This is a genomic window from Myroides sp. LJL116 (genome assembly GCF_054871685.1).
In genome coordinates this window covers 1-26,333 of sequence record NZ_JBTXLR010000023.1, presented here as the reverse complement: position 1 = coordinate 26,333, position 26,333 = coordinate 1, and the positions used below count along the sequence as shown (strand labels likewise).

At 30.5% G+C, this 26,333-nt stretch carries 28 protein-coding genes; 8 read left to right on the top strand and 20 right to left on the bottom strand.

Annotated elements, in window-relative coordinates; translation table 11 throughout:
* On the bottom strand, positions 1 to 190 hold a 190-nt coding region (locus ACYSNM_RS12910; RefSeq protein WP_461757289.1), incomplete at its 3' end, for a transposase.
* 535 nt (positions 191 to 725) lie between these two features.
* On the opposite strand from ACYSNM_RS12910, the gene ACYSNM_RS12905 reads away from it, so the two are divergent.
* A complete protein-coding gene (locus tag ACYSNM_RS12905; protein WP_461757288.1) occupies positions 726 to 1,049 on the top strand; it encodes a WapI family immunity protein in 324 nt (107 codons plus the stop codon).
* Between the two features lie 527 nt (positions 1,050 to 1,576).
* Here ACYSNM_RS12905 and ACYSNM_RS12900 read toward each other — a convergent pair.
* Positions 1,577 to 2,842 carry a hypothetical protein gene (locus tag ACYSNM_RS12900; protein ID WP_461757287.1) on the bottom strand — a complete coding sequence of 422 codons (1,266 nt, stop codon included), beginning with the start codon at positions 2,840 to 2,842 and terminating at the stop codon, positions 1,577 to 1,579.
* A gap of 1,496 nt (positions 2,843 to 4,338) precedes the next feature.
* Between ACYSNM_RS12900 and ACYSNM_RS12895 the strand changes: the two genes are divergently transcribed.
* Positions 4,339 to 5,307 carry a hypothetical protein gene (locus tag ACYSNM_RS12895; RefSeq protein WP_461757286.1) on the top strand — a complete coding sequence of 323 codons (969 nt, stop codon included), beginning with the start codon at positions 4,339 to 4,341 and terminating at the stop codon, positions 5,305 to 5,307.
* Between the two features lie 53 nt (positions 5,308 to 5,360).
* Here the strand turns inward: ACYSNM_RS12895 and ACYSNM_RS12890 are convergent, their stop codons facing one another.
* The 8 genes from ACYSNM_RS12890 to ACYSNM_RS12855 all read right to left on the bottom strand — a co-directional run bounded on the left by ACYSNM_RS12890 (position 5,361) and on the right by ACYSNM_RS12855 (position 11,313).
* The gene (locus ACYSNM_RS12890; RefSeq protein WP_461757285.1) at positions 5,361 to 6,092 is read right to left on the bottom strand and encodes a hypothetical protein; all 732 of its coding nucleotides are present in this window, start codon (positions 6,090 to 6,092) and stop codon (positions 5,361 to 5,363) included.
* Between the two features lie 5 nt (positions 6,093 to 6,097).
* Positions 6,098 to 6,307 carry a hypothetical protein gene (locus ACYSNM_RS12885; protein ID WP_461757284.1) on the bottom strand — a complete coding sequence of 70 codons (210 nt, stop codon included), beginning with the start codon at positions 6,305 to 6,307 and terminating at the stop codon, positions 6,098 to 6,100.
* A 94-nt stretch (positions 6,308 to 6,401) separates the two neighbouring features.
* A complete protein-coding gene (locus ACYSNM_RS12880) occupies positions 6,402 to 7,037 on the bottom strand; it encodes a hypothetical protein (protein WP_461757283.1) in 636 nt (211 codons plus the stop codon).
* Positions 7,038 to 7,407: 370 nt separating this feature from the next.
* Entirely contained in the window at positions 7,408 to 8,061 is a 654-nt protein-coding gene (locus ACYSNM_RS12875) for a hypothetical protein (RefSeq protein ID WP_461757282.1), read from the bottom strand.
* 244 nt (positions 8,062 to 8,305) lie between these two features.
* Positions 8,306 to 8,872: an SMI1/KNR4 family protein gene (locus tag ACYSNM_RS12870; protein ID WP_461757281.1), complete on the bottom strand. Its 567-nt coding sequence runs from the start codon at positions 8,870 to 8,872 to the stop codon at positions 8,306 to 8,308.
* Between the two features lie 155 nt (positions 8,873 to 9,027).
* Positions 9,028 to 9,369 carry a hypothetical protein gene (locus ACYSNM_RS12865; protein WP_461757280.1) on the bottom strand — a complete coding sequence of 114 codons (342 nt, stop codon included), beginning with the start codon at positions 9,367 to 9,369 and terminating at the stop codon, positions 9,028 to 9,030.
* A 142-nt stretch (positions 9,370 to 9,511) separates the two neighbouring features.
* On the bottom strand, positions 9,512 to 10,216 hold the full coding sequence (locus ACYSNM_RS12860; RefSeq protein WP_461757279.1) for a hypothetical protein: 705 nt from the start codon (positions 10,214 to 10,216) through the stop codon (positions 9,512 to 9,514).
* A gap of 239 nt (positions 10,217 to 10,455) precedes the next feature.
* Positions 10,456 to 11,313, bottom strand: coding sequence for a hypothetical protein (locus tag ACYSNM_RS12855; protein WP_461757278.1), 858 nt, complete (start codon positions 11,311 to 11,313; stop codon positions 10,456 to 10,458).
* 480 nt (positions 11,314 to 11,793) lie between these two features.
* Here ACYSNM_RS12855 and ACYSNM_RS12850 point away from each other — a divergent pair, with 480 nt between their 5' ends.
* Positions 11,794 to 13,011, top strand: a complete 1,218-nt coding sequence (locus tag ACYSNM_RS12850; RefSeq protein ID WP_461757277.1) for a serine hydrolase domain-containing protein — start codon at positions 11,794 to 11,796, stop codon at positions 13,009 to 13,011.
* Positions 13,012 to 13,208: 197 nt separating this feature from the next.
* Here the strand turns inward: ACYSNM_RS12850 and ACYSNM_RS12845 are convergent, their stop codons facing one another.
* The 10 genes from ACYSNM_RS12845 to ACYSNM_RS12800 form a co-directional block, all read right to left on the bottom strand.
* On the bottom strand, positions 13,209 to 14,207 hold the full coding sequence (locus tag ACYSNM_RS12845; protein ID WP_461757276.1) for a toxin-antitoxin system YwqK family antitoxin: 999 nt from the start codon (positions 14,205 to 14,207) through the stop codon (positions 13,209 to 13,211).
* A gap of 321 nt (positions 14,208 to 14,528) precedes the next feature.
* Positions 14,529 to 14,897: a hypothetical protein gene (locus ACYSNM_RS12840; RefSeq protein ID WP_461757275.1), complete on the bottom strand. Its 369-nt coding sequence runs from the start codon at positions 14,895 to 14,897 to the stop codon at positions 14,529 to 14,531.
* Between the two features lie 293 nt (positions 14,898 to 15,190).
* Complete coding sequence (locus ACYSNM_RS12835; RefSeq protein WP_461757274.1) at positions 15,191 to 15,538, bottom strand: hypothetical protein; 348 nt, start codon at positions 15,536 to 15,538, stop codon at positions 15,191 to 15,193.
* Positions 15,539 to 15,540: 2 nt separating this feature from the next.
* Positions 15,541 to 15,804, bottom strand: coding sequence for an Imm51 family immunity protein (locus ACYSNM_RS12830; RefSeq protein ID WP_461757273.1), 264 nt, complete (start codon positions 15,802 to 15,804; stop codon positions 15,541 to 15,543).
* Entirely contained in the window at positions 15,794 to 16,141 is a 348-nt protein-coding gene (locus ACYSNM_RS12825; RefSeq protein WP_461757272.1) for a hypothetical protein, read from the bottom strand. Before ACYSNM_RS12825 ends, ACYSNM_RS12830 begins: the two co-directional genes overlap by 11 nt.
* A 232-nt stretch (positions 16,142 to 16,373) precedes the next feature.
* Positions 16,374 to 16,724 (bottom strand): immunity 51 family protein, encoded by a 351-nt coding sequence (locus ACYSNM_RS12820; RefSeq protein WP_461757271.1) that lies wholly within the window; start codon positions 16,722 to 16,724, stop codon positions 16,374 to 16,376.
* Positions 16,714 to 17,061: a hypothetical protein gene (locus tag ACYSNM_RS12815; RefSeq protein WP_461757270.1), complete on the bottom strand. Its 348-nt coding sequence runs from the start codon at positions 17,059 to 17,061 to the stop codon at positions 16,714 to 16,716. The genes ACYSNM_RS12820 and ACYSNM_RS12815 overlap by 11 nt, the downstream gene beginning before the upstream one ends.
* 49 nt (positions 17,062 to 17,110) lie before the next feature.
* A complete protein-coding gene (locus tag ACYSNM_RS12810; protein ID WP_461757269.1) occupies positions 17,111 to 17,704 on the bottom strand; it encodes an SMI1/KNR4 family protein in 594 nt (197 codons plus the stop codon).
* 154 nt (positions 17,705 to 17,858) lie between these two features.
* A complete protein-coding gene (locus ACYSNM_RS12805; RefSeq protein WP_461757268.1) occupies positions 17,859 to 18,800 on the bottom strand; it encodes a hypothetical protein in 942 nt (313 codons plus the stop codon).
* A 774-nt stretch (positions 18,801 to 19,574) separates the two neighbouring features.
* Entirely contained in the window at positions 19,575 to 20,060 is a 486-nt protein-coding gene (locus tag ACYSNM_RS12800) for an SMI1/KNR4 family protein (RefSeq protein WP_461757267.1), read from the bottom strand.
* 537 nt (positions 20,061 to 20,597) lie between these two features.
* On the opposite strand from ACYSNM_RS12800, the gene ACYSNM_RS12795 reads away from it, so the two are divergent.
* The 5 genes from ACYSNM_RS12795 to ACYSNM_RS12775 all read left to right on the top strand — a co-directional run bounded on the left by ACYSNM_RS12795 (position 20,598) and on the right by ACYSNM_RS12775 (position 26,182).
* Positions 20,598 to 20,939, top strand: a complete 342-nt coding sequence (locus ACYSNM_RS12795) for an IS3 family transposase (RefSeq protein WP_461757266.1) — start codon at positions 20,598 to 20,600, stop codon at positions 20,937 to 20,939.
* A gap of 3 nt (positions 20,940 to 20,942) precedes the next feature.
* A complete protein-coding gene (locus ACYSNM_RS12790; RefSeq protein WP_461757290.1) occupies positions 20,943 to 21,473 on the top strand; it encodes an IS3 family transposase in 531 nt (176 codons plus the stop codon).
* A gap of 167 nt (positions 21,474 to 21,640) precedes the next feature.
* A complete protein-coding gene (locus ACYSNM_RS12785; RefSeq protein ID WP_461757265.1) occupies positions 21,641 to 22,723 on the top strand; it encodes an HlyD family secretion protein in 1,083 nt (360 codons plus the stop codon).
* 1 nt (position 22,724) lies between these two features.
* Entirely contained in the window at positions 22,725 to 24,884 is a 2,160-nt protein-coding gene (locus ACYSNM_RS12780) for a peptidase domain-containing ABC transporter (RefSeq protein WP_461757264.1), read from the top strand.
* The gene (locus ACYSNM_RS12775; RefSeq protein WP_461757263.1) at positions 24,854 to 26,182 is read left to right on the top strand and encodes a TolC family protein; all 1,329 of its coding nucleotides are present in this window, start codon (positions 24,854 to 24,856) and stop codon (positions 26,180 to 26,182) included. Before ACYSNM_RS12780 ends, ACYSNM_RS12775 begins: the two co-directional genes overlap by 31 nt.
* Positions 26,183 to 26,333: the final 151 nt, after the last annotated feature.

The following is a 26,333-nucleotide window of genomic DNA, read 5'->3' as shown; positions in this document are numbered from 1 at the left end:
TAAGTTCTTTTGATTTATCAGATACAGCAGGCTTTAATCCCGATTCTCCCTGAGAATCGAATTTCTTCTTCCATGAGTAGAAAGTACCTGTACTTAAACTGTGTTTACGACAAGTTTCTATTGCCCCAATTTCTTCTGCTTCCTGTAAAATTGATAGCTTTTCCGATAAGCTCCATTTCTTATATTTCATAAGTCCAAAGTTATGTAATTAATTTATTAATTTCACTCCAGCTTATTTAGGGGCTAATATAGAAGCCTCAAAGTTAAAGCAAGGGGATATCGTAGTAACTAAGTACAATGAGCCTAGTGGCGATAAATAAAGCAGTGCTTAACTATGAATCAAAGAAAGTTTATAACTTTACTGTAGGGAAATTTCCTACTTATTCTGTGGCGAATACTTGCTTGACTAGCGTATAATGCAGCAAAGGTGTGTAACAACATATATAAAAGAGGATTAATTGGAAATAGATCATTAAGGGAATTAACTCACAATGAATTATATAATACTTTAAAAAAAGCTAGGTATGGAATTAAGTAGTCATGCAATGATGAGCTTAAAACATATAAAACTCCCAGTAAAGGATTTAAAACCCCAAATGATAGTAGGTGAATTTTCAATTATTGTACAAAAACAGTAATGCAAAAAGCAATTGCAGTTACACATAAAGATCTTACAGTTGTTGTATGTAAACAAACCGGAAAAATAATAACTATACCCCCTAAATATGATACAATTCAGTAATGATAGATTTAATTTAGCACTTACAATTTTAGGGTATGCTTATCCTTTTACCAAAGAGGATTGGGATGCAAATTGGTTAGAAATGAAAATTTCTTTAAATGATTATTTTGAAGGATCTTTCTTTGAAAATAAGGACACCTGTATTTTAACAATAGAGATGGAAAGATTAAAAGTGTGGTTGGAGCAAATAATTAATGATCCAGGTTCAAGTAAAAAAAAAGAAATTAGCTTTATAGAACCTAATTTGTCTTTTAGATATAGGGAATCTATACTTCAAATTGTTCTTAATATGACTTTAATCCTTTAATTACATATACTATTACGCCTAAAGCAAAACTAGATAAGGAACATATAGTAGAACTGTCAAAAGATGATCTTATGTCTTCTAATGTACTTACTGATCTTGAAATACTAGTAAAAAAATATACTGTTAAAGGAAATTCACAATAAAGCTATTATAGTAATAAGAGTATAATTGGATTGATCTCAGCAGTATTGTATAACTCACTTAGAAAAGCATCCATACTAAAAAAAGAAAATACGTGCTTCTAATACTTTTGGTAGTTCAGGGTTGAGTTTTTATGCTTCAATTTAGATCTATATTAGTCCCTGCAATAAATCTGTTAAATTAAATCAGTTGATCTTCGCCTGAATTATTTTGATGAAAAGTGCTGTAAAATAAATACATAAACAAGGTTACCCCCTAATGAATACAAGGGTCTAAATTATTGTGTTGGGGAATAATTATAATAAGTACAAATACTACTTGGATGACTCCAAGTAGTACTTTATACTTACATAGCTTTGAGTATAGCTTCTTATTTTATATATAAGCTATAGGGCCATTACTTGCTCTATTTTTATAAATACTTTTGTTTCATCAGGTGTAGGATTTCCATGATTTACTGAACCAGCCATGATATATGCCGAATATTCTACTTTAGAATCTGAACTATTATCAATCCAAGAATATCTCCTATACTCTGGGCCATTATTAACTCCATCCATTATCCCTTCGTTCCCCCAGTATGACATAGGATACCAGGTATTTGATTCTCTAAAACCACCCCATACACTAACAGGGATTTTAGAATTTCCTGAAGATCCAACCAAACCTCCTCCAAATCTTGTATCATAATTCCAAAATAACGTTTTTTCCAAACCTGTATTATTGTAAATCTGTACATTTGGTCTTCCTCTAGTAGTTCCTGTATTTACATTCCACCAAACTCTAATTCGGTACTTACCATCAGGTGTTTGAAGTGTAAAACTATAACCATCTCCACTATTTACAGGATATCCCATAGCTGCAACAGTATTAATATCAGCAGTAGTCTGATTACTAACTGTCACTGTACAACCTTGAGATGCAGTTAAAAATGGTATAATAGACTGACCACCACCAGAACCATTTAATGGTATCGACATGTCTGAACTATTTGTTGGAATTCCACTTACAGAGAAAGTTAATTCTCCGTCACCATATTCTAATTTACCTGCTCTAAGTGTAAATGTTAAACCATTTACAACAATAGAAGTCCCTGGTTGAAATGAACCACCATTACCACCTGTATAAGAAACTTTTAGATTTCCTCTGAAATTACTCCCCGAACTCCAAGAAGAAGGGGATAAAGTTGCTGAAGAACAAACTAAAGATTCAATTTCTGGTGAAACAACTGTAGAATCAACTAATGATCTCCATTCCTGTCCGTTCCAAAAAACATATCCAACGTAATTAAAACCAGAATTAGTACCTAAATTGAATACTAATAATCCTTTTATCGGATTTTCGATTGTAGTTACATCTGTAACTGAACTTAAAACTACACGAGGTGCAACAAATCCTTTATTTTCAGTTTGTAAATCTAAAATTGCGCTCTTATCAGGAATTCCTCCAATTCCTGTTGCTCCTGTCTTCATGACAATAAAATCATCAGCTAATTGTGCACTTGTTGGCACACCGCTGGAAGGATTAGTTGTTTCAGTGGTAGATTTTCCATCAATATTGAAAACTCCTTGAGGGATTTGAGTATTAATTCCCACTTGGCTAAAAGCCAGAGATGAAGTAATAGTTGAAATTAATAGTAATAATTTTTTCATATATAATGCATTTTTATTATAAATAACTTTTTTTGTGGCCACTGCTTCTTTAAGCATATATGTCCAAAAATAAGGTTGAACTGATTTTTGAATTTAACCACGCTCTACAGCAGTAATCCTAGGAATTAACACCCCTTTATTAACCAAGGTTATATCTAACTAAGCTGGTGTATCTATCCTATTAAATTGATAATCAAAAGAAGCAGTTTGATAGATATCATCAGTATTACTTGTGTTGCCAATTCCAGAGAATACAGACATCCATAGTTTCTTGTCCATTACATTCCATATTAGCATATTTGCTGTACAATAATATATTCCATTTATCTCCATATGAGTTATAGTTCTTTCCCCCAGCATCTAGAACTTCTAATACATAAATTAATATACCACGTTGCTCTTAGATATATTTATAGGTATCTAGATCTAATTGAGAAACAGATACTCTTGATAGTAAAAACCTTTTGGTATATCTGAGTCCGTTAATCTAATCTCCATCGTACTTTGGGTAAATATCTATTAATACCTATGGGAGCAAACACTATTAATATTGAAAATATAAACTTAACAGCCATAGATTTTTTCAAGTGATAGCATATTTTAATGTTAATTGTATATTACAAATGATTTATTTAATAAGTTAAAGTTAGTGAAAATTAAAGTAATAAAAACGCATAAATCATAATAATTTTAATTATTTATATTTTTATAACTATAAAGTTAGAACAATAGTAAAGTGAATTTATTTTATAGATTATTTTTTAAGTTATTCACAAGAAACACGACTATAACAGGAAAAATCACCACTCTTGCAGATAATTCTTGGATCTATTTTGGATATCTTTAAAAGGATCCTTTTGAAGGATCTTTCTTTGAAAATAAGGACACCTGTATATTAACAATAGAGATGGAAAGATTAAAAGTGTGATTGGAGCAAATAATTAATGATTCAGGTTCAAGTAAAAAAAAAGAAATTAGCTTTATAGAACCTAATTTGTCTTTTAGATATAGTGATCTATACTTCAAATTGTTCTTAAATATGACTTTAATCCTTTAATTACATATACTATTACGCCTAAAGCAGAACTAGATAAGGAACATATAGTAGAACTGTCAAAAGATGATCTTATGTCTTCTAATGTACTTACTGATCTTGAAATACTAGTAAAAAGATATACTGTTAAAGGAAATCCACAATGAGGCTATTATACTAATAAGAGTATAATTGGACTAATTTCAACAGTATGGTATAACTCACTTAGAAAAGTATCCGTATTAAAAATAACTGAGAAAAGAAATTGGAGAAATGGATACAACTGCGTCACTTAAACGATTTAGAGATAATAGTTGTAATTTTGTTAACTAAATGGAAGAACATAAATTATATCTTTCTAAAGAGTATATAAAATTTTTGCTTGAGAAGGGTTTTATATTTCTTATTCCTATTCAATAAATGTAGATCTATTTAAAATACCACACTAAAGTTTAAATAATTAATGATGAAAAAAATCTCAATAATAATGCTACTTGGAGTATTCTTACTTCAATCCTTTGGACTAAAAGAAGATAAAACCAATACTCAAGTAAGTATAGAGCAGTTGAAAAAAATGGATAAAGAACCTATTTTTTATTTAAATATAAATTCCACTTATGGCTATGAGATTTTAATAAATGGATTTCCAATTTCAAGAAATAGCTCTACTTCAGGAAAATACACTACTGCTATAAATAATTACCTTTTTAAAAAGGGAATTCAAGATATAGAGATTGAGATTACTCCTATATCCCATGAGTCTGGTAATCAAGCGGAAACATTTAAAAAGGATGGATTTTTTGAATTAGATATTGAGCAAAGACATTGGACACAAGACAATGTCTTGTCTGAACCCAAAAATATTTTTTCTTATAAAATGCCTAATCAGGAAAATTCACATCCATCTAAATACATACATAAAGCTTCTTTCAAAGCTAATGTCCCATATAAGTTAGCAGATTGGCATAATGGCAAGACATTCACAGAACAAGATAGTATCGTATTAATTCCAAAAGTTCTTGAATTTTATGAAAATTTGAAATATGCATTTGAACATCAAGAAGGAGAAAAGTATATGGAACTCCTTGGTCAAGGCTTTTTCAATGGTTTTCAAGCCAATTATCAAACTAGCGAACAGTCCATGGAATATTATAACCACAATACAAACTTCATCAATGAGAAGCAACGAAAACTAGAACCATTGGAAAATTATAGACTACTAATTTCTGGAAATGGAAAGCTACTTTCCCTAAGAAGAGTGGACGGATTTAATAAAGGTGAAGGAGTACTAAGATTTCAATATAAAAGACGAGGACAATTAAACACAAGAATTGAAGACATCGTACTTTATTGCCCTCAAAGTTCGAATTCTGAAGAGTATAACTTCAAAGTTATTTGGTATATGAATCAAAATAAAGGTGTTAATCAATAGATTATAAAACACTGCAGCTAATCTGTAGTGTTTTATAAAAGAATAGAACGTTCTTAATTTCTAATTATTACAAATTCATCACTGTCCTTTGGAAGGAAAAGTTTTACTCCATAACTAGCTCCTCCTGATATTTTGTATTTTCTAATTAAAGGACTCCATCCTTTAAGGTCTAGTAGATCTTCATTATTAAAACTTCTGGTATTAGCTTTTCTTTCTAATGAAACAATTTTACCATACCCATACAACTTCATTTCATATTCTTCCAATGGAATCATCCTATCTTTACATTTTTGAACTTCTATAATATTGGCCTGAGTCACTTCTTCAAAACCTTCTTCTGAGAGATAATCATAAACTACTAATTCTGTATCGGCAGTTTTCCACAGATCGCTATAAGTGGAAGTGCTTCCGCTATTTAATAGTTCCCTTAAATTTTGATAATAATTAACAACCCTTGGCTCTAACTCTTCTCTATTGATTTTAGACAAATCTTGCCCATTACTCCACCCTTCTAATTCATAAGGCAAATCTTTAATTTCAACTTCCCATTCTTGTTCAAAATACGCAGTGGGTTCACTAACCTTTTTTAAAGGTAAGTTTATGTTTGTTAGATAATCTGACACCTTACCAGTATCCTTATTGCTAATATAGCTAACGAATCCTATTTTGATTTTGTCAATATTATCAGGTAGTATTACCGTATCATTACTTCTAAAAATAGGAGAGATTTGTAGTTTGATCTTATATTTACCATTCTTAAGAAGGAAGGGATTTAATTCTACCACCGAATTTACAGGAGTGTTTCTTTCAGAAGCTTTAATATCATTAAAAAAACAGTTACAGCAATAGGAGCGTTTACTTCTATGCCATACGATATTTCTTTTTCAAGTGGAGTTTTATTTTCCTTCAGAGGTAAGTTTTCGTTTTGAACTTGATCTGTTCTATTTTTACAACTTAGATTGAGTAGCAATAGGATTGCAACTATAATTATGTTTTTCATTTTTTAATCTAAATTTATATGATACTCCAGAAAATAGGTGAAGCTTCTAGCCTTCCGTTTTGGAATTTTCCTTGTAAAGGACTGAGAACAATCTCTATTTTAAATAATCTAAATATTCTGGATGTAGTAGATTCCGATAGTCTAGTAAATATGCATAATCCACATAGGTTAATGGTTTTGATAGGTAATTACTAGATACATTTACCTTTGCTTCTTTTGTTTGTTGGCAGTATGTTTGCTCCGTTTTTGAATATATAGACTCATAGTAACCCATTATTCCTTTTTCATCATCAAATGAAATTTGTTTAGTGATACGCTCGGAGTTGTTATCACTTTTGATATCAATTTGACTTAAAAACAAATTCCCATCAGGGTATTGTTCTATTATGTCCTTCATAAACTTCCTCCAATTATACTTATGAAGAACTATACGCAAGAAGCTTTCATATAAATTATTTTCTAATGCTAGATATTCAATTATAATATCTAAACTATCGACAGATACACAAGCAATTGCAATGTCATTCAAATAATAGGTTAGATAATAATTTTTATTGTTTTCATAAGCATACTGTGCCCATTTACAAGGAGCTTCTAAATGTTTTTTTTCCTCTTTTGTAGGTTTGTTATCTAGATCTATATCAACAATATATTCTAATGTCTCTTGTTCTGTGCTAATAACCTTACTCACTGGATTATATGCACTAAATTCAATTCTATATGTGTTCATTATTTAAGAATACTTGTTCTATTTTCAATCATTTGTACATTTCTAAGGGTAGCATATTTTAATAGGTAAGCGCACGCGCCTATGCCGCCTTCTACCTGTAAAGATACTATCTTATCCACTATTTTACCTATTTGTGCTATTTGTACTTTAGAATATGTCCGAATTACCAACTTATACATTTACCATTTTACAAGATGTATACTATAAGCAACGGATTCTATTTCTGCAAGTTCAAACAGGTTATGCATTACTGTACCTCTATGCTTAAAGATTTCTAAAACATGCTTTATTCTTATAGGAAGCTTGTATAAGTCTACTTGGTTAAAATTCTGTAATCTGTTTCTACTATCTTTAAACCAACAACGCTGTTTCATCTACTTACAATACTCTTTAGTTCAAGAAATTTAGCAAGAAACCTTGAATTATTGGCTAACAAATCCTTTTCATATATAAGAAAGAGTCGTCTAAACTCCTGATCACTTAGCCCAGCATTTTTACCAACAAAGTAAAACTTTAATACTCTGGACTCATAACTAGAGTTCAATCCTACTTTTTCCATATCGCCTTGATTTACAACTTTATTCAAAGTAACCGGATCGGACATTTCTTCTAGAAAAACTTTTAAATACTTATTATAATCATTTAGCCATTTGTCAACTGTATCCTGTGCATTATCATTTAACTCGTAAACTAAACAAGAATATTTATCTAAGTGTTTTTGTCTAAAGTAATACTCACAAATAAAGTCAGCACTCCCACCAACAATGGCATTATCTGATACTTTGATACCAGTTTTTTTCAAGTCTGCTTCTACTTTTTTATTGCCATAATAAACTTTCGTCTCTATTTCTATAAAAGTAGAGCGTTTGTACATATAAATCATTATTTGAAATATATGATCATCAACAGTCGCAACAAAGGCGTCTTTTGATTTTATATATTTATATCCAACCCCATTTAAAGTCAAAGATAGCTGTTCAATAAAATAATTTCTAAAGCTTTTTATATCTGTAAATCTATTCACATTTTTTTTTTATTAGTTCTGTATTAGCAATTCAAAAAACACTTAAGTATCTCTTTTGCTTAACTCTGTTGTTGAAAAAGAGATTCTACAATAAAAATGTAGTAAATAATATCTAGTACTTTTTACAATTATAATTATACACAAATCCATATTTATAATCATGTAAGAAAATGGTATCCTTAAAACAATTATCCTCACCTATCTAAAAACACCTTATCTATCTTTTAACCTCTTTACTTGGATATTAAATAGAGGATCCTTTCATTTTTTTCTTATAGGCTTCCATGATCTTCTCAAAATCATCCGAAATACTAACACTAATTATTTCTCTTTCTTTATCACATGATTCATCATAATTAACTAATGACATAAAGAAAACATTTATATCAGAGGCTAAGGTATACATTGCTTCATTATCCTTAATAAAGTCATGACTAATAAAGTAAATTCCTCCCCTATTGATATGTACAGCAAAATAATCTCCTGGTGTAGCCTCAGCAAAAGGAAGATAATCTTGTTTAAACAAATCACTATTACTTTCAAAAATAGAGAATAGGTTATTGTTTCCTTCTAAGGGAAGAAACTGTTTAAAAGGTAAATAATTAGCATGTCCTAAAATAGGTATTTCCATATCAACCTTAATACCAACTTGTTTACAAAAACAACAACCGTTATAACTCTTTAAAACATCATAAAGTGGTTTTGGTATTCTACTTAACAACATCTCTTTTGATGGATCATTTTTCTTATTTTCGTCTATAGCAAAAAGCCCTCCTAAAGACTTAAAATGCTGTTCTATAGTTTTATCCATATTTTTATAAATCTACTATTGTACCTCTTTGCTGTAAAATATCATCTCTATGCTCTTGACTAGCACCTGCTTTGCCAAATGTAGCAGCATAAGGATTACGCAACACCCCCTATATTTAATCCAAGTGAATTATAATTCAATATTATGCTGAAAAATCAAATATGATCCTCTTCAATACTCATTAAAAAAGTTTCTTGTAAATCGCCACTTATAACATTTTCATTGAGTGTAACTTCAAAGAAACCTTCTTGATTAGAGTAAGAAGACAGATTGTCTAATTTACTAAATATGGAAGATATGGTATCTGTCATAACCAATTGTGTGAAAACTTCTAGTTGATTTCTTTGCTCATCATTTAAGCTATGAAACAGCTGTTTACTCTTTTCCCAATATTGGTCTGTTCCTTTTATAGGAGTTGGTAGTGTATCGAAATAGTAATTGAAATTATCCCCTAATATTTCTTCTTTTAAATGTTTTACAAATTCTTCTGCGCTCATCATTTATTAATTTTAATGTCAACCTGTTTTAGATTTTGGTTTGTTCATCTGTGTACACATTAATTTATTGCAGTCAATAAGCTCTTGAACTTGCTTATTAGAAATAATACCTCCCTAAAAACAGTAGCCTAATTTATTTTAATTAGACAATTGGTTTAATAACTTTCCCTTCATACATAATAGTTGATGGGGAGGGATCAGCTGCAAATTTTTCTTGGGTTGACCAAATTTTCATATTAACCCCCTCATATTCAAAAGAAAATATTCTTTCAGGCAAGATCTTTTCAATACTTTGATAAAAACCATTTCTTACAACCTCAACTAAGATATCCTCTGAATTGTATTGATAGATGTCTATCATGAAGGTTTCTTTTATATCATCTTCAAAATCATCATTAAAAAGATAATACAAGGACTTAATTATTCTGTTATCCTTAGTGTACTTGATTCTAATTTGACGCAAAATCATTTCATCATCTATGTTCTCTTCAAATAAAAACCAGATAGTACAATCTAGCTCGTAATCCATAAAGGCTGAACCCCATTTAGGATTTTCGTTATTTACCGAATAAACTAGCTTGTCTTTAATAAATAGATTTTTTACAGTAGAAGGCTTTTCTACATCGTAAATCTTTATTTTCTTTGATTGATTAAAAATGGATTCAAATCCTGTAAAATCTAAAAAGGTATCACTCCAATTTACTTTTGTAAAAACGTGCATATCCATGCTTTGCTTTCTTGCCTGAAATGTTGTTTTATTAGCAGAATAAATTTCTTTTATTTTCTGATAATCCTCCTTTTCTATTAACATCCTTTTTTCTGATTTTTCGTTTATCTTGTTTCTCAAGTCTTACAGGGTTATAATTCGCTTATAATCCTGCGATGATGCATAAAATTAAAAATAATAAATTAAAAAGCGCTAGTGACACTACATTTACCTTGTAGTCAAGACTAACTTTTATGTTATAACTATAGTTTACTTCTTGATCTAAAACAATGGATTGCTTTAACCACTCCTGTGATTCGGAAAGTAAAATAACAAATCTATAATGACACCTTTTTACATCACATACTATTTAGATACATCTATTTTAAAGGTAGTTGAAAATCAACTTCTTCCCAATCCTTATCCTCCAGCGTAATTGTCTTACAATCTATAAGTTCTCCCCCAATTTTCATGCATACTTGAACTGTCGGACGCTCTTTTCTATTTAATTTCAGTACGTAAAATCCTTTATCATTAACCGCAGTTTGTTCACTTGCATCTACAACAATTTCACAATTGTCCTTCTCTGCTTTCACATGTCCAAAAACAAGAAATTCATCCCCTGTGAGGTACTGAGGAAAATAATCCCCCATATAATTTTCTTCTAAAAACGCCTTACTTGAACCTAAATCTATCTTTTGACTATTTTCTTCTGCCTTGCTTGAAATAGGATAAGGAAAATTTTCTCCTGTTTCTGCCCAATTCTTGACTTGAAAGCCATAGGGTTGAACTTTATTTCCTCTAACAGCCAAACGATCACTAAACCAAGCGAACTCTTGATTGCTTATTATAGCCTTCTCAAACAATGTTGTTATAAAAGGAGCGTACTTACTTTGAACTTTTCCATCAGCATGTTGAATGATATAGAAAGCATGAGATAAGGAAGTATCCGTTAGATCTATTTCCTGTGCTATATATCGATCCACAATAGGCAATACAATACTTTGATTTTCTAAATCAATTTTCCCGAACCTACCAAAAAAGTCGGCTAATTCTTGATTATTCTTATTTCCACTGTTCAATACTGAATCTAGTTCTACTCTAATTTGTTGATCCTTTTCAAAAGATTCCGCAATGATGCTATCATAAGTAGTAGCCACTGTTGTCTGCGCAGTCATTTTTACTAGCATAAAAAACAGTAATACAGTATATTGTAATGATTTAAGAGGCAACTTCATAATTATTGTGTTAGGGTTATTTCTTAGTTTATAAGATCGTAAATAATAAACAGACATAGAAGATAACCAGTAACGTAGATACAGAACAAGCTTTTCTATTTGAGCCTAATCTCAAATATACTTTTTTTTATACGATGTTAAAAGCGTTTAGTTATATACTGTATATCAGCAAGATAATTTAAAATCAAACCTTGAGATAAAATAAGGCTAGATTTGAAAAGAAAATTAAATTCCTATACAAATCCGAGCATAATAGAAATTATTTGCCGAATTTTGAGGGGTCCTAAAATAGCAGGTACACAAAACACTATTTATGAAAACCAAGATAACGTATAATGTTTCTCCATAGTGGAGAAAGAGCTTTAAACTAAAAATCTGTTTAATATTTTTATTTAAAAGCTTTAGAAACCTTTAGGGCGTGTCACCCAAAAAAGACAAAAACATTAACCTAATTCACAATAAAAATCTTTCAAATAATATATGATCACTAAAAAAATATTTCTAACACTTCTCTTTTTATCCTTCACTTCCCTAAGTCTTACCGCTCAAGATGGGCAAAGCCTTCAGGTAAAATCTGCTAAAAATGAGCTTGCACAAATTCCTGGACAGACCATGGGACAGAAATTGGAGAGTTTACTTTTTTGGTCGCAGGAAGAAACAGAGCGACGCTTCCCTATTATGTATGCTATTTTCCCTAGTATTCCTATTGCTGCTGCAGAGGTTACTACACCTTTAAAAACTGGTGAAAACATAACTCCAAAGTGGCAAGACAACACTTCCTTGGATACTTATATGGAAGACAACAGTGTTCAGGGTGTGATTGTAATAAAAGACAATCAAATTCGCCTAGAAAAGTATGGCAAAGAAAGTAATCAAAAGACGCGTTGGACTTCTTTTTCTGTAGCTAAATCTGTTTCTTCCATGCTGGTTGGAGCTGCTTTACAAGACGGTTCTATTGAGAGTTTAGAAGATCCCTTAAAAAAATATATCCATGAGTTTAATGGACATGATTATGGAGAAGTAACCGTGGGGCAATTATTAACCATGACTTCAGGTATTGATTGGAATGAAGATTATGAAGATCCAGACTCAGATGTCGCACAAATGTACAAAGCAGACTGTCAAGGTAGTGAGTCACATATTTTGACTTATATGAAGCCTTTAAAATTTGCACATAAACCAGGAACACATTGGAACTACAGTACAGGTGAAACGGATTTAGTGGGAATTTTGGTCCAAAAAGCTACAGGGCAAAGCTTATCGGAATATATTTCACAGAAGATTTGGAAACCGTATGGTATGGAGTATTCCGCCTATTGGTTAGCCGATGAATGCAGTAATGATAATTTAGGTGGTAGTGGACTCTCGGCGAGTTTAAGGGATTTTTCGCGCTTGGGAATGCTGATGCTTGATAAAGGTAAAGTGGAAGATAAACAAATACTTGCTCAAGAGTGGCTAAAAGATGCTACTACTATACTTTATCCAACTAATGATAAAGGGGATGGCTATGGTTATTTATGGTGGGTGTCAGAAGATGGAAGCTATGGGGCTTTCGGAATTTTTGGCCAGATGATTTATATCAATCCACACAAAAACCTTGTTATCGCTCAAATGGCAGCTTGGCCAAAAGCGGGCTCTAAGGAGCTTACCGAGCAAAGACAAGCTTTTATTGATGCCGTACAGCGCGTAATAGATTAAAAAAGTGATTGCTAAAAAAATGTACTATCCATTCAAATGGATTATTACATAAAGATATCCATTAACAACTGTTTCATTTTATCCAAGTTTACTGTTTACACTTAAACAGTTGTTTTTAAACCAAACAAAAGAGTCCAAACATATTTCATGCTTGGACTCTTTTGTTATCCTTCCATTTTTAAGGACAATAATTAATTTTACTCGTAGTTTGTATACTTTACTGGTGCTCCATTTTCAGAAAGTACCTCCATATATAGTTTTCCATTTTCATCATACATCTTCGTTATTCCATGTTTTTTTCCCTCAGCATATTCTCTGTAACGTATTAAATGGCCATTTTCATTATACTCTTTAGATGTTCCATGTAATTCTCCGTCTTTATAGTGCTGGTCATATCTTAATTGACCATTCTCATAATACTCTTTAGAAATTCCATGTAATTCTCCATCTTTATAGAATTCGTCATATCTTAATTGACCATTTTGAAAATATTCTATAGTAGGTCCATTTAATTTCCCATCTTCATAAGCACGCTGAAGAGTTATTTGCCCATCTTTTGAATACCATGTCAAAGTTCCATCCAATTTATCCTTCTTATAATATTCTTTGATGGATATTTGGCTTTCTTTACCTGACTCTCCACTGTTTCTAAAATATTCTATCTTAACTCCATGTAGATATCCCCCTTTATACTCACTTATTTCTAAAGGGTGTCCATCTTTAAAATAGTCTTTAGAAGTTCCATCTAGGTATCCATCTAGATAATTTTTCTCATAGCTGAGCTGTCCATTTTCGTAAAAATGCTTAGAAGTACCATGTAATTTTCCCTCTTTATAGTTTTTTTCAGAGTTCAACTGTCCATCATTATAATATTCCTTAACAACTCCATCTAGATTTCCGTCTTTATAGTTTGACTCAATTTCTAATTGACCATTGAAATGGTACACTTTAACTATTCCATTTTCATAGCCCTTTTTGAAGTTCCCATCATATTCCAATTGGCCATTACTATAATATCCTTTTGCATTTCCACTAAATGGCCTTTTAGAACTTATTTCATAAATTACTCCTTCTCTATTCTCCAATTGATCGGAAGTCAATTCTTTGATTACTTCTTCCTGATCATTGGACTTACATCCAATTACAATTAAAACTAAAAGAAGAATAAGATGGTTTTTTTTTCTATTTTTAATCATTAAATTTCTATTTCAGCTAATCCATTTCCAGTATTCCAGGGAAAGCTAATTATCAATATTTTCTTGCACTAATTATAATTGTGCCTTATCGTTATTATCTTAGATAGATAGGTCAAAAGAATAATTGCCTACACCACTTTCTATGCTAATTACTAATTTACAAAGAGAAAGTTCTATGCAATACTTCTCTCCCATATTGTTCCTTATTCAAGTCCTTAGTCTTCCTATAGTTCGAAAACGTCTAAGATGTAATATAACTCAGTTAAATTCACAGATATACTATTATGTTGATACGCAAAGCAATAGGGCTATATATTTTCTTTAAAAGTGATCGAATGGGTTTCCAAACTCTTTTAATTTATTAAATAAATTTATACCATTTGCTTTAATCTCCTCTCGATGCTCCATTGGTAATTTCTTTTCATATTTAGTTAGCCACTGGGTGTATAATTCCTCCCACTTAGCTATTTGGCTTCTTTTAATTAAAAGATTGGCATCTATATCATATCGCTCACATAAAAAAATAAGAATTTCAATTTCAGCCAAAATTGCTAATCCAAAATTTTCTTTTTTTACCATCCAATCACAGATATCTTCTATCGAATTTCTACTAAATTTTAAATAATCAACTCCAGCATTAACTGCAGTATCATTTTCATACACCTTACCTCCAAAAATTCTTGTCTTCATGTCTTTTTATTCTTAATATCCTTTTAAATTCTTTTAGGTTTATCCTGTATTGTGTCAAAGAAGACTAGAGGGTACTTTTGGGCGTTTCATTAATTGTTTATCGATCGTCTGTTCCCTTTCCTGTTTACATTTAATAAAACAGCTACTAAGTTAGGGCTATCTCTTTTATTACATAAGTCAAAAATAATGTAATTTCTTTTAAATCTACTCATTTACAACCCAATACAAGAAGGATAAATACATTTGTTTTATGTTCTACTTAAAACAAATGCTTAACTAACAGGTTATTACCGTTAGTGTCCATATTGTTCTAACTCTTTAAAAAGTTCATCGCCATTTGCTTTTATCCCTTCCCTATATTTTGCTGGAATTTTACTTCCTGCACGTTCATACCAATCGTTAAAGGTCTTTTTCCATTGTTGAACTTTGTCTTTTTTGATTAATAAATTTCCATCTGTTGGATACTTTTTCACTATCATTAACAACAAATCTATATTCGCTAGTAAGGGTTGAGTGATTTTATCGTTTTGCTTCATCCAATCATTAACATCATCAATCAAAGAAATAGAAAATTTTATATAATCTACTCCTACATATTGAGCAATATCATTGCCTTGTGGTGCTGTGCTAAATATTTTCATTCTTATTGCTTTACATAATATCCATTAAGTACTTTTCTTGCTTTAAAGTCGAATTCAATTTCCCCTTGTAATTCAGGTGTCTGTTCTTCTAAAAAAACGCTTGCTAAAGAAGTCCTATCATAACCATTGCCCTCAAAACCCTCCTGTTCTCTTGTCTGGAAAATTTGTGTTTTGTATTGCCCAACGTTCAGACAAACCGAAACACTATCTTGCTGTTCCATCCAATAAAATGGTTTAATTAATTGTTCAAAATTATTAGTGTCCATACTGTTCTAATTCTCTAAAGAGTTCATCTGCATTGCTTTTTATTCCGTCTCTATATTTTGCAGGTATTTTACTTGCTACTCGTTCAAACCAATCATTAAAGGTTTCTTTCCATTCTTGGACTTTGGTTTTTTTGATTAATAAATTTGCATCAATAGGAAAACGCTTAGCCAAAAGCACTAAAATGTCTATATGGGTTAATAATGCTTGAGTTGGTTTATTGGCTGACTTTAACCACTGTGCATTTTCTTCAATTTGTTTTAAGGCAAGATTGAAGTATCGTGCATTCACTAATTCTGCCATTTCATTACCATCTGGTGCTGTGCTAAATATTTTCATGCTTATTGCTTTACATATTATCCTTTAATTACTTTTCTTGCTTCATTACTCGCCTTTTATTGTTCCTAATCTAAGGAACTAAGGAGCGCAAAAACATTTCCTTTATTATGACCTAGTCTTAGGTAAAGATAACTAAAAACAAAAATAACCAGAAGTAAAGATAATTTTACTACTGGTTATTTTTAGTTATATTACACTTATTTCTTAAACCCTTATAAGACAAGAGTAAGTGTTAATCTAATTCTGCTCTTGAAAACAAATCCTGTATTAAAGTTTCATCTTCGCAGGCTTCTTTAAATGCAATGATAAAGGTTTTTAGAGCATCACCATTGGATGAATAAGCACAAAACATTCCTGCTTCAGGATCGAATTCAATTTCCCCTTGTAATTCAGGTGTCTGTTCTTCTAAAAAAACGCTTGCTAAAGAAGTCCAATCATAACCATTGCCCTCAAACCCCTCCTGTTCTCTTGTTTGGAAAATTTCTGTTTTGTATTGCCCAACGTTCAGACAAACAGAAACACTATCTTGGTGTTCCACCCAATAAAATGGTTTAATTAATTGTTCAAAATTATTAATGCCCATATTGTTCTAGTTCTTTAAAAAGTTCCTCTGCATTGTTTTTTATTCCGTCTCTATATTTTGCAGGTATTTTACTTGCTACACGTTCAAACCATTGGTTAAAGGTTTCTTTCCATTCTTGAACTTTATCTTTTTTGATACTTAAATTTGCATCAATAGGAAATCGCTTAGCCAAAAGCACTAAAATGTCTATATGAGCTAATAATGCTTGAGTTGGTTTATTGGCTGACTTTAACCACTGCGCATTTTCTTCAATTTGTTTTAAGGCAAGATTGAAGTATCGTGCATTCTCTAATTCTGCCATTTCATTACCCTCTGGTGCTGTGCTAAATATTTTCATGCTTATTTATTTACAAATTATCCATAAATAACCTTTCTTGGTTTTACATTTAATCCTCCTCAATCGGAACATAATACAATCTATCAAAAAAATCTTCAAGACTAGTTCCTATTAACCATAAGTTTTGATATTTAGCCTCTTCAGGCATCACTTGGCCTGTTTCTTCTAAATAATCATCTACATCAAATTCACACTCATGATCCCAAAAATAAACCTTTCCATAATCATGCTTTTGTAAACTAACAAGAATGTCATTTCCCATTCCATCTGTTCCTATTGGGAGCATCTTATCTGGTCTACGTTCTCTTAAATCCTCACTTAAACTCCACATTACATCATATCCATCTTCCGGGTCAACACCATAAAAAACACTAACAGAATCTTCTATAAAAATAAAATTAGGTTGCCCTGTCTCTTCTTTATGGATATATTCAGCATCCTCTTTATATGGTCTAAAACAAATACTTTCTTTTTCAAAACCGACTATTCCATAGGTGGTAAGAAATAAAGCAACATCCTCTGGTACTTTTGCCTGTAATATTTCTTCAATTTTTATTATATCCTTTACAGTCAATTTAGTTTCTTTATCCTTATAAATGGACTCTACCCCTCCTAATCGCTTAATATTTTCTTCTATATTCATAACGTTTCTTAGCTTGTTTTGTGCCTCTTTTACATGTCTTATTTTTTATTTTCATGTCTTGATGCTATGCTAAAGTACTACCTTATTGTAGGACTATTTCATTATAAAGATAATCAAAAGCAAAAAAAATGCTTCGTTTGAAAGCATTTTTTAGTTAGGATTCTTTATAAAGTAGTCTTTCGATGATTTGTTTATTGGTATCCTTCATCTTAAAAGCCTTTTTATAAAAGGGCAAAAAGATGTTGATTAGTCCATGAGAAACAAAACTGTTATCTAAGTCTTTATTGTCACGAATACTAAGAGTACCAAGAATTTCTATTGGCAAATAAATCCAATGATTTACATGAAAGGGATAAGTCAAATCAGAGGTTTTACTGTTTTTGATATGGTAGTCACAAAGCTGCTTTACCCAGCCTTCTACAAGGGGTTTATCATTGGAGTAAATACCTTCAACCGCATTTACATAACAGGGAACAATCTTCTTATTACAATAGTATAGAATTTGCCTAGCCACTTGTTCACGTCCATCCTCTTTTGCAATATAATAAGCAAAATATAAGATACTATCCCTTCCATATGACCCTGGCATTGGTCTCACATTATTATCTCTTACTTTTTGACGATAGGCTAGTCCCTTTAAGAGTACTGGCTCTACTTCATCTAATAATTCTGGACAAAAGATAGTAGCGAAAATATACAATAACCCCATATCCGACTCCAAATAAGAAATGGGTGAAGTTTCAAAATTTTCTGAGCTAGCAATAAAGGTGAATAAATCTAAAAAGTATGCGTTTATTAAACTATTAAAAGCAGTATCGGTTGGAGTGTCATTAAAACAAACCATTGCACGACTAATCTCTACTACCGATAGATGGGCTAAGACTTGTACAAGGCTAATATCTACGAGTTCTTCCTCATCGAAGATCAATTCCTTTCGTTGAAAAACTTTCGTTCCATTTTTAATAAAATCCGAAATTTCTTCTGTTGCACTATCATACGAATTTACGTAGTCTATAGAGGATAGATGCTCACTTAAAAAACTGCGCTCTTGTAACAATACTTTTTTTATACAATCGATTTTTATATTCTCTACCATCGTGATATGAGTACTTTGTCTAATTTTCTATTAACTATAAAAATATCTATAATTCTTATATGTGCCAAACCCTTAAGTTCAGTCACTTTAGATATACTTCTAAAATTTTAGAAGCCAGCTAATTTTAATTATATAAATCTTCTATTTCATAAAATAAGTCCTCCAACATACCTTCTATAAAGTTATTTACAGAGGATACCTAATCCCCTAGTAGCTCTTCAAACATAACTTTTGGAATTTATTTCTTAGCTTCTTCACATACATACTCCGTCCAATCATCCCTTTGATCATTTTTGGGATTGAAAGAAAATAAATGCTATTTATAATATCCCTTAATAAAGTTATCTTCCATCGATTTCTTATTAAAAAAGCTCTTCTGTGGATTTGATTTCCAAAAAATCATTAGGATTGTAGCTTTGTCTAGAGTAGGATTATCTACTAGCCAATCTAAAAATTACGTATAGCTATCCCAATTCCAATCCATAACCATCTGATATCAAACTTTTATAGATTGTGTTTTAGCGAATTCAATAATCTTACCTAATGTGATTTATTCAACTTGAATATCTTCCATATTATTTTAAATACCTTTCAGCTTTTTTTGCCCATTAAGATTACCCTTATTCAATGGTATGCGGTCTAACTTTTAATTTTATTGAAATTACATTAGTCTATTAATTCTAAGGAGAATCATCCCCCTTAAGCCCCAATAGCCAAGTACTTAAAAGTTACAACTTTTGAAGCATGTTTACTAAAGAGCGAGTCATTAGTTTTTTAATTATCGTAAGCATCCCCATAAGAACAGAAGTCGGACTCTGTCCAATACCAAGATTTCCCTTTTGACTTATATAAGCGCTTTAATAATTCAGTGAAGCTTTTAGCTATAATAGGCTGCTCTCCAACAAGGCCATGCCTATCCCAAAAACTATCATAGCAATAGCCTAATCTATTTTTTATTAAATCTATTGTTAAATATTGAGAGTTATTATCATGGGCTATAATGTACCAATTATAGCTTATATCGTCTTCTACTTCTTCTCCTACAATCACAGGATTAGCCTTTTTAAATTCATCAGCTCCAACAATCTTAATAGAGTAATCCGTATTTTTAAAAAGAACAATAGAAGAATAATTTTTTAAATAATACTCCAAATCTTGTGGCAATTCAAAAGGCAGTGTGCTGATGGTATTTTCTGCCTTAGAAACAACACAATCTTCTGCCCTTTCTATCTGTTTTAAAATTTCTATTATTTCTTTCATAACTAATTATCCTTTTCAACCTCTATAGTTTTATTGATTAAGTTTTCGGTACTATTCATTTGGTGAGACATTGATTATTGTAGGTTCTGCATTAAAGAGTACTAATAACACAATCCCTTATGCGTTAGACTAGTTTCACTCCTTTTATGTGTTTTAATATAAGAAGTCACGTGAATGCAAAGATGGAGTTCATAACTTTGTTCGAAGAGTAAGTTAAGCATAAAAACTTATCTATGAAATAGGAGTCGTACAAGAAAAAACTATGATGCTGAATTTAAGCGCCATGCAGTAAAATAAGCTAAACAAAGAAAAAATAAGTCTGAATTAGCTAGGGAGATAGGTATTAGCCCAACATTATTATAAAAATGGAGTTTACAAGAAAAAGAATTCGGTGAAGGGAGTTTTCCTGGAAATGGTAATCTAAAACTTACCCCCAGAACAAGAAAGAATTAGAGAGCTTGAAAAGAAGCTAGCCGATGTTGAATTAGAACACGAAATATTAAAAAAAGCTCTAGGGGTTTTCTCCAAGACCGACAAATGATTTACACTTTCATCTTCGATCATGAAAGTGAATTCCCGATTGGAAAAATGTGCCAAGTATTAGAGATCAGTGCTAGTAGTTATTATCATTGGAAGCGGTCTTCAAAGGATAACCAAAAGCAAGGAAAAGAAGAACTTAAGCAGACAATATCAGACCTTTACTTTGAGTTTAAACAGCGTTATGGAAGTCCACGATTAACTGCTGCACTAAAAGCGAGAGGAATTAAGATATCCGAACCAACTGCGGCTAAGTATATGAAAGAGTTAGAATTAAAGAGTAAGCTAGCGAAGAAATTTCGTATTACTACAGACTCTAAACACAGTTATTTAGTAGCTTAGAATATCCTACAACGCCAATTTATACAAAATGCTCTAGCAAAAGCATGGGTATCAGATATTACCTATATTGCTATTAAGGGTGGTTTTGTTTATCTAACAACAGTGATAGATTTATACGATAGAAAACTCATAGGATGGAGTATTAGCGACGATATGAGTACAGACAACACAACCCTTGCAGCCTTTAAAATGGCTAAGAAAAACAGGCCCTTTAATAAAGGATTAATCTTTCACTCTGACCAAGGTGTTCAATATACCAATAAGAAATTTACTAATTATTTAGATTCTTTCGGGGTAACACGTAGCATGAGTCGTAAGGGTAACTGTTGGGACAATGCAGTAGCAGAAAGTTTCTTTAAATCCTTAAAAACAGAGATAATCTACGGAAATCTGCTAACTAGCAGAGCCCAAATGCAAAACAAGTCTTTGAGTATATTGAACTATGGTATAATAAAAAACGAAGACATTAGTCACTTAGGATATTTAACAATAGAAGAATTTAACCAAATAAGGCATTCTAAAAAAGCTGCTTAACTAATACTCCGGATTTTGTTTGGATATCCAGGCTATACTTATTGGTATAACAATAAGTCATAGCAAGGTACAAAAAAACATATTTAGGTAAGTTCTATTGAAAATAAAACATATTTAATGATTGCTCATAATATTTAAAAGTTTAGTTTTGTGATAAAAATTAACAAATGATTAAGAGAGGGGTTTATTTAACCTTATTAGGGTTTATTATTATTATTATTATATGTTTACCTATAATAAAAATTCCTATTTCCTCATCTTCTAGAGGAGTTGTTAGAGCTGAATTAGAAAACTCTGTTTTAAAACCTATAGTGGGAGGAAAAGTAATTTATAATAAAATAGAAAAGAATAACCAATATGTAAACAAAGGAGATACACTGGTAGTTGTTCTTTCCGATCAATTAAAAAATCAATTAGACTTTTTAGAAGAACAAATAAGAGATTATTCTTCTAAAAGAGAAGATTTAGAAAATTTAACATCAGGAAATTTTCTAAATCTTAAAACTGGGTTGTATATGAAAGAATATACTACTTATAAAGAAAAATATTCTCAAATTAAAATGCAGTTAGATCTCTCAAAAGAAGATTATAAAAGAGCTAATAAATTACATGAAGAAGGGGTTTATCCAAAAGCAGAATATGACAAATATTATTTTGCATATAAAGGGCTAGAGAATCAATTATATGCTTTAAAAGAAAGTCAAATTGCTCAGTGGTTTTCCAATAAGATTACAGTAGAAAGGGAACTTAGAAATTTTAATAAAGAAGCTGAAAGATTAAAAAAAGAAGAAAATAATTATACAATAGCAGCACCTATTTCAGGAAGAATAACAAATTATTCAGGTATCCAATTAGGCACATATATAATGCAAGGAGAATCAATTGCTTCGATATCTTCAAATAACAATTTAATAATAGAAAATTATGTTTCTCCTAGAGATATAGGGTATATTTTTAAAAATCAAAAAGTCAAAATTCAAGTAGATACATATAATTATAACCAATGGGGACTGTTAGAAGGGAAAGTTATAGAAATAGATAAAAATATTACAGTAAATCAACAGACAGGCGAGACGTATTTTAGAGTACTGTGCTCAATGGAACAATCATATTTACAACTCAAAAACTCTTATAAAGGAGATATTGAAAAGGGAATGACTTTAACAACTAGGTTCTATTTATTAGATAGAACATTGTGGCAGTTGTTATTTGATAGAATAGATGATTGGTTTAATCCAAATCTTAAATAAAATGAAGAATGGAACTATAATAAAACAAAGGGATTTAAAAGATTGTGGAGCTGCATGTATTACTTCAATTGCTGCTCATTACGGAGCAAAATTAACTATAGCAAAAGTTAGACAAATTACACATACTGACACTAGGGGGACAAATGTGTTAGGAATGATCCAAGGACTAGAAAAGTTAGGTTTTAACGCCAAAGGAGTGAAGGGAGGAATAGATGTTATTCCCGATATTCCTGTTCCTGCTATAGCACATATTATTGTAAATAAACAGTTTCATCACTATGTAGTTATTTATAAAGTAAATAAAGGTAAAATAAGTGTGATGGATCCTGGAGAGGGGAAGGTTAAAAAATATACGATTGAAGAATTTGCACAAGTTTGGACAGGGGTTTTAATTTTGCTAGAGCCCAATGAATATTTTGAACAAAAAGACGAAGCGGTGAGTTTATACTCTAGATTTTGGAATTTAGTACAACCACACAAATCTATCCTTTTCCAAGCGTTAATAGGGGCTTTAATCTATACGTTATTAGGTCTTTCTACTTCTATATATATTCAAAAAATAACAGATTATGTATTGATAGATGGGAATGAAAGACTTTTAAATACACTATCTATTGGGATGATTGTAATCATATTATTTCAGACTTATATAGGATCAATGAAGAGTATCCTTGTTATTCAAACAGGGCAGAGGATAGATAGGTATCTAATATTAGGTTACTACAAACATTTATTAAAATTACCTCAAAGGTTTTTTGATACGATGAAAGTAGGAGAAATAATCTCGAGGGTTAATGATGCGGTTAAAATTAGAGCATTTATAAATGATGTGTCAATAGAAATATTTGTAAATGTATTTACAATTGTTTTTTCATTTGCTTTAATGTTTACATACTATTGGAAACTAGCTCTTATAATGACCTTAGTGATTCCTTTTTATTTCCTAATATATTGGTTATCTAATAAATTTAATAAAAAGGTAGAGAGAAAGGTAATGGAAGATTCGGCAGACTTAGAATCTCATTTAGTAGAATCTTTAAATTCTGTTAGAACAATCAAACAATTTGGAGTAGAAGGATATGAAAGTAACAAATTAGACAATCTTTTCACAAAGCTTTTAAAAACGATTTATAAATCGTTTTTAAACGGATTATTTTCTTCTAGTTCTACGGAATTTATATCTAGAATTTTTACTGTAATATTACTTTGGGTTGGTTCTAGTTATGTAATAGATAGAACCATTACTCCAGGAGAGTTAATGTCATTTTATGCCCTTATAGGGTATTTTACGGGACCTGTAGCTCAATTAATAGGAATGAATAAAATAATTCAAAATGCTATCATTGCTTCAGATAGGCTTTTTGAAATTATGGATTTAGAGAGAGAGGAAAGTACAGATAAAATAGATTTAAACAGAGAAAATATAGGAAATATAGAACTTAAAAACATATATTTTTCTTACGGAAGTAGGGTAGATGTTTTTAAGGGATTTAGCTGTACAATTGAAAAAGGGAAAACAACAGCTATTGTAGGTGAAAGTGGATCTGGAAAAACGACAATAGCTTCTCTTATTCAAAATTTATATCCTTTAAAAGAGGGTAAAATTTTAATAGGGGACTATGATGTTAATTATATATCACATTTTTCATTGAGAAATATTATATCTATTGTTCCTCAAAAAGTAGATTTATTTTCGGGAAATGTTATAGATAATATAGCTCTAGGAGAAGATTTTCCAGATGTACAAAGGATATTAGATATTTCTAAAGAACTAGGAATAATGGATTTCATAGAAAAATTACCTGAAGGATTCCAAACCTATTTAGGGGAGAATGGATCTACACTATCAGGAGGACAAAGACAGAGAATAGCTATTGCTAGAGCATTGTATAAAAATCCTGAAATAATAATATTAGATGAAGCTACTTCTGCTTTAGACACAGAATCTGAAGAAGTAATACAAAGAGCCTTAAATAAGTTTAGAAGTGAAGGGAAAACTATGATAGTTATTGCTCATAGATTAAGTACAATTGCCAATTCGAATACTATAATGGTGTTAGAACAGGGAAATTTAATTGAGCAAGGAACACATGAAGAACTTATTAAAAAAGATGGTAAATATGCTTCATTATGGAAAAAACAAACGTTAGTATTGGGATGATTATAAACAAAAGTTTGATTATATTATTTTTAGGGTTTTCTATCAGTATTATGGGACAGGTTTCTCATAAATGGACTTTAGAGGAGTGTATTTCATATGCAAAGCAGAATAGTTTAGAAATAAAAAGGAAACTATATGATGTAGAACTTGCAAATAATAATATTCAATTGAAAGGTAGTTATCAGTATCCAACAGTAAATTCAAAAATAAATAATGATTATACACCTGATTTTAAGATTGAAAACAAATCATATAGCCGATTTTTAAACAATACAGGAGTAGAAGTAATAGTACCCATTTATGAGGGGAATAAAATAAATATAGAGAAAGATATTGCTAGAGTAGAATTGGATTTAGCTAACACTGGAATCGAAGTAGAAAAATTCAATATAGAACAAATAGTATTAAATGAATTTTACAATATTGTACTTAATAAAGAAATATTGAAAGTATATGAAAATAATATTCAATATTCTAAAAAGGTATTAGAGCAGACAAACAAAAAATTTGAAGCAGGTATCTCTTCTAAGGCAGATATTGCTCAATCTGAATCAGAACTTGCTAATATCACTAGTAAGCTTAGAGAGACAGAATTGAATATTAAAAATTTGTTATTTAGACTATCTAGAATTTTACAAGTAGATGATTATAAGATTTTTGATATACAGTATTCGCCTCAAATAAAGTACAATGAAAAAGAAGAGACAACATTAGAAGAATCTATAATGTTAGCAATATCAAATCAACCACAATTAAAATATAGTGAGATAAAAAATAGTATATATAATAAAAATATTGAGTTACTTAAATCAAAAGTAAAACCCAGAGTATATTTTAATTACAACCTAAATACTAACTATGTAGGATTATTAGAGAACAGTATAAAAATCAATCCTTTTAGTTCTCAAATAAAGGAAAATATAAGTAATATTTTTTCTATATCAATAGTAATTCCTATTTTTAATAAAACTAATAAAATAGGTATAAGTAGAGCTTATATTGATAGTAAAATTGCTTTAAATGAATATGATATTTTAAAGAAAGATATTAGTGACAAGGTAACTAATGCTTTTATAGAAATAGAGAATGCTAAAGTATTATTTGAAACAAATAAAAAAAATCTAGAGTACAGTAAATTAGCGTTTGATTATGCTTTTAATAGTTATAAAGAAGGAGTGATTAGTATATATGAGTATAATCGTGTACAGAATGAATATGTGCAGGCTCAGTCTAAATTAATTCAAAGTGAATATAGTCTATTATGGAAAAATAAATTATTAGAAATCATCATTAATTAGCTTTTAATAGTTACTTTAAAAAACGACACTGTACCATAAACTGTGTAAGTATAAAAATCTGCTTGGGTAACTAAGCAGATTTTTTTATATATTTAATATTTAGACAGTTATGGATACAAAGAAGATTATCTCCGATGAAGTTTTCAAGGGC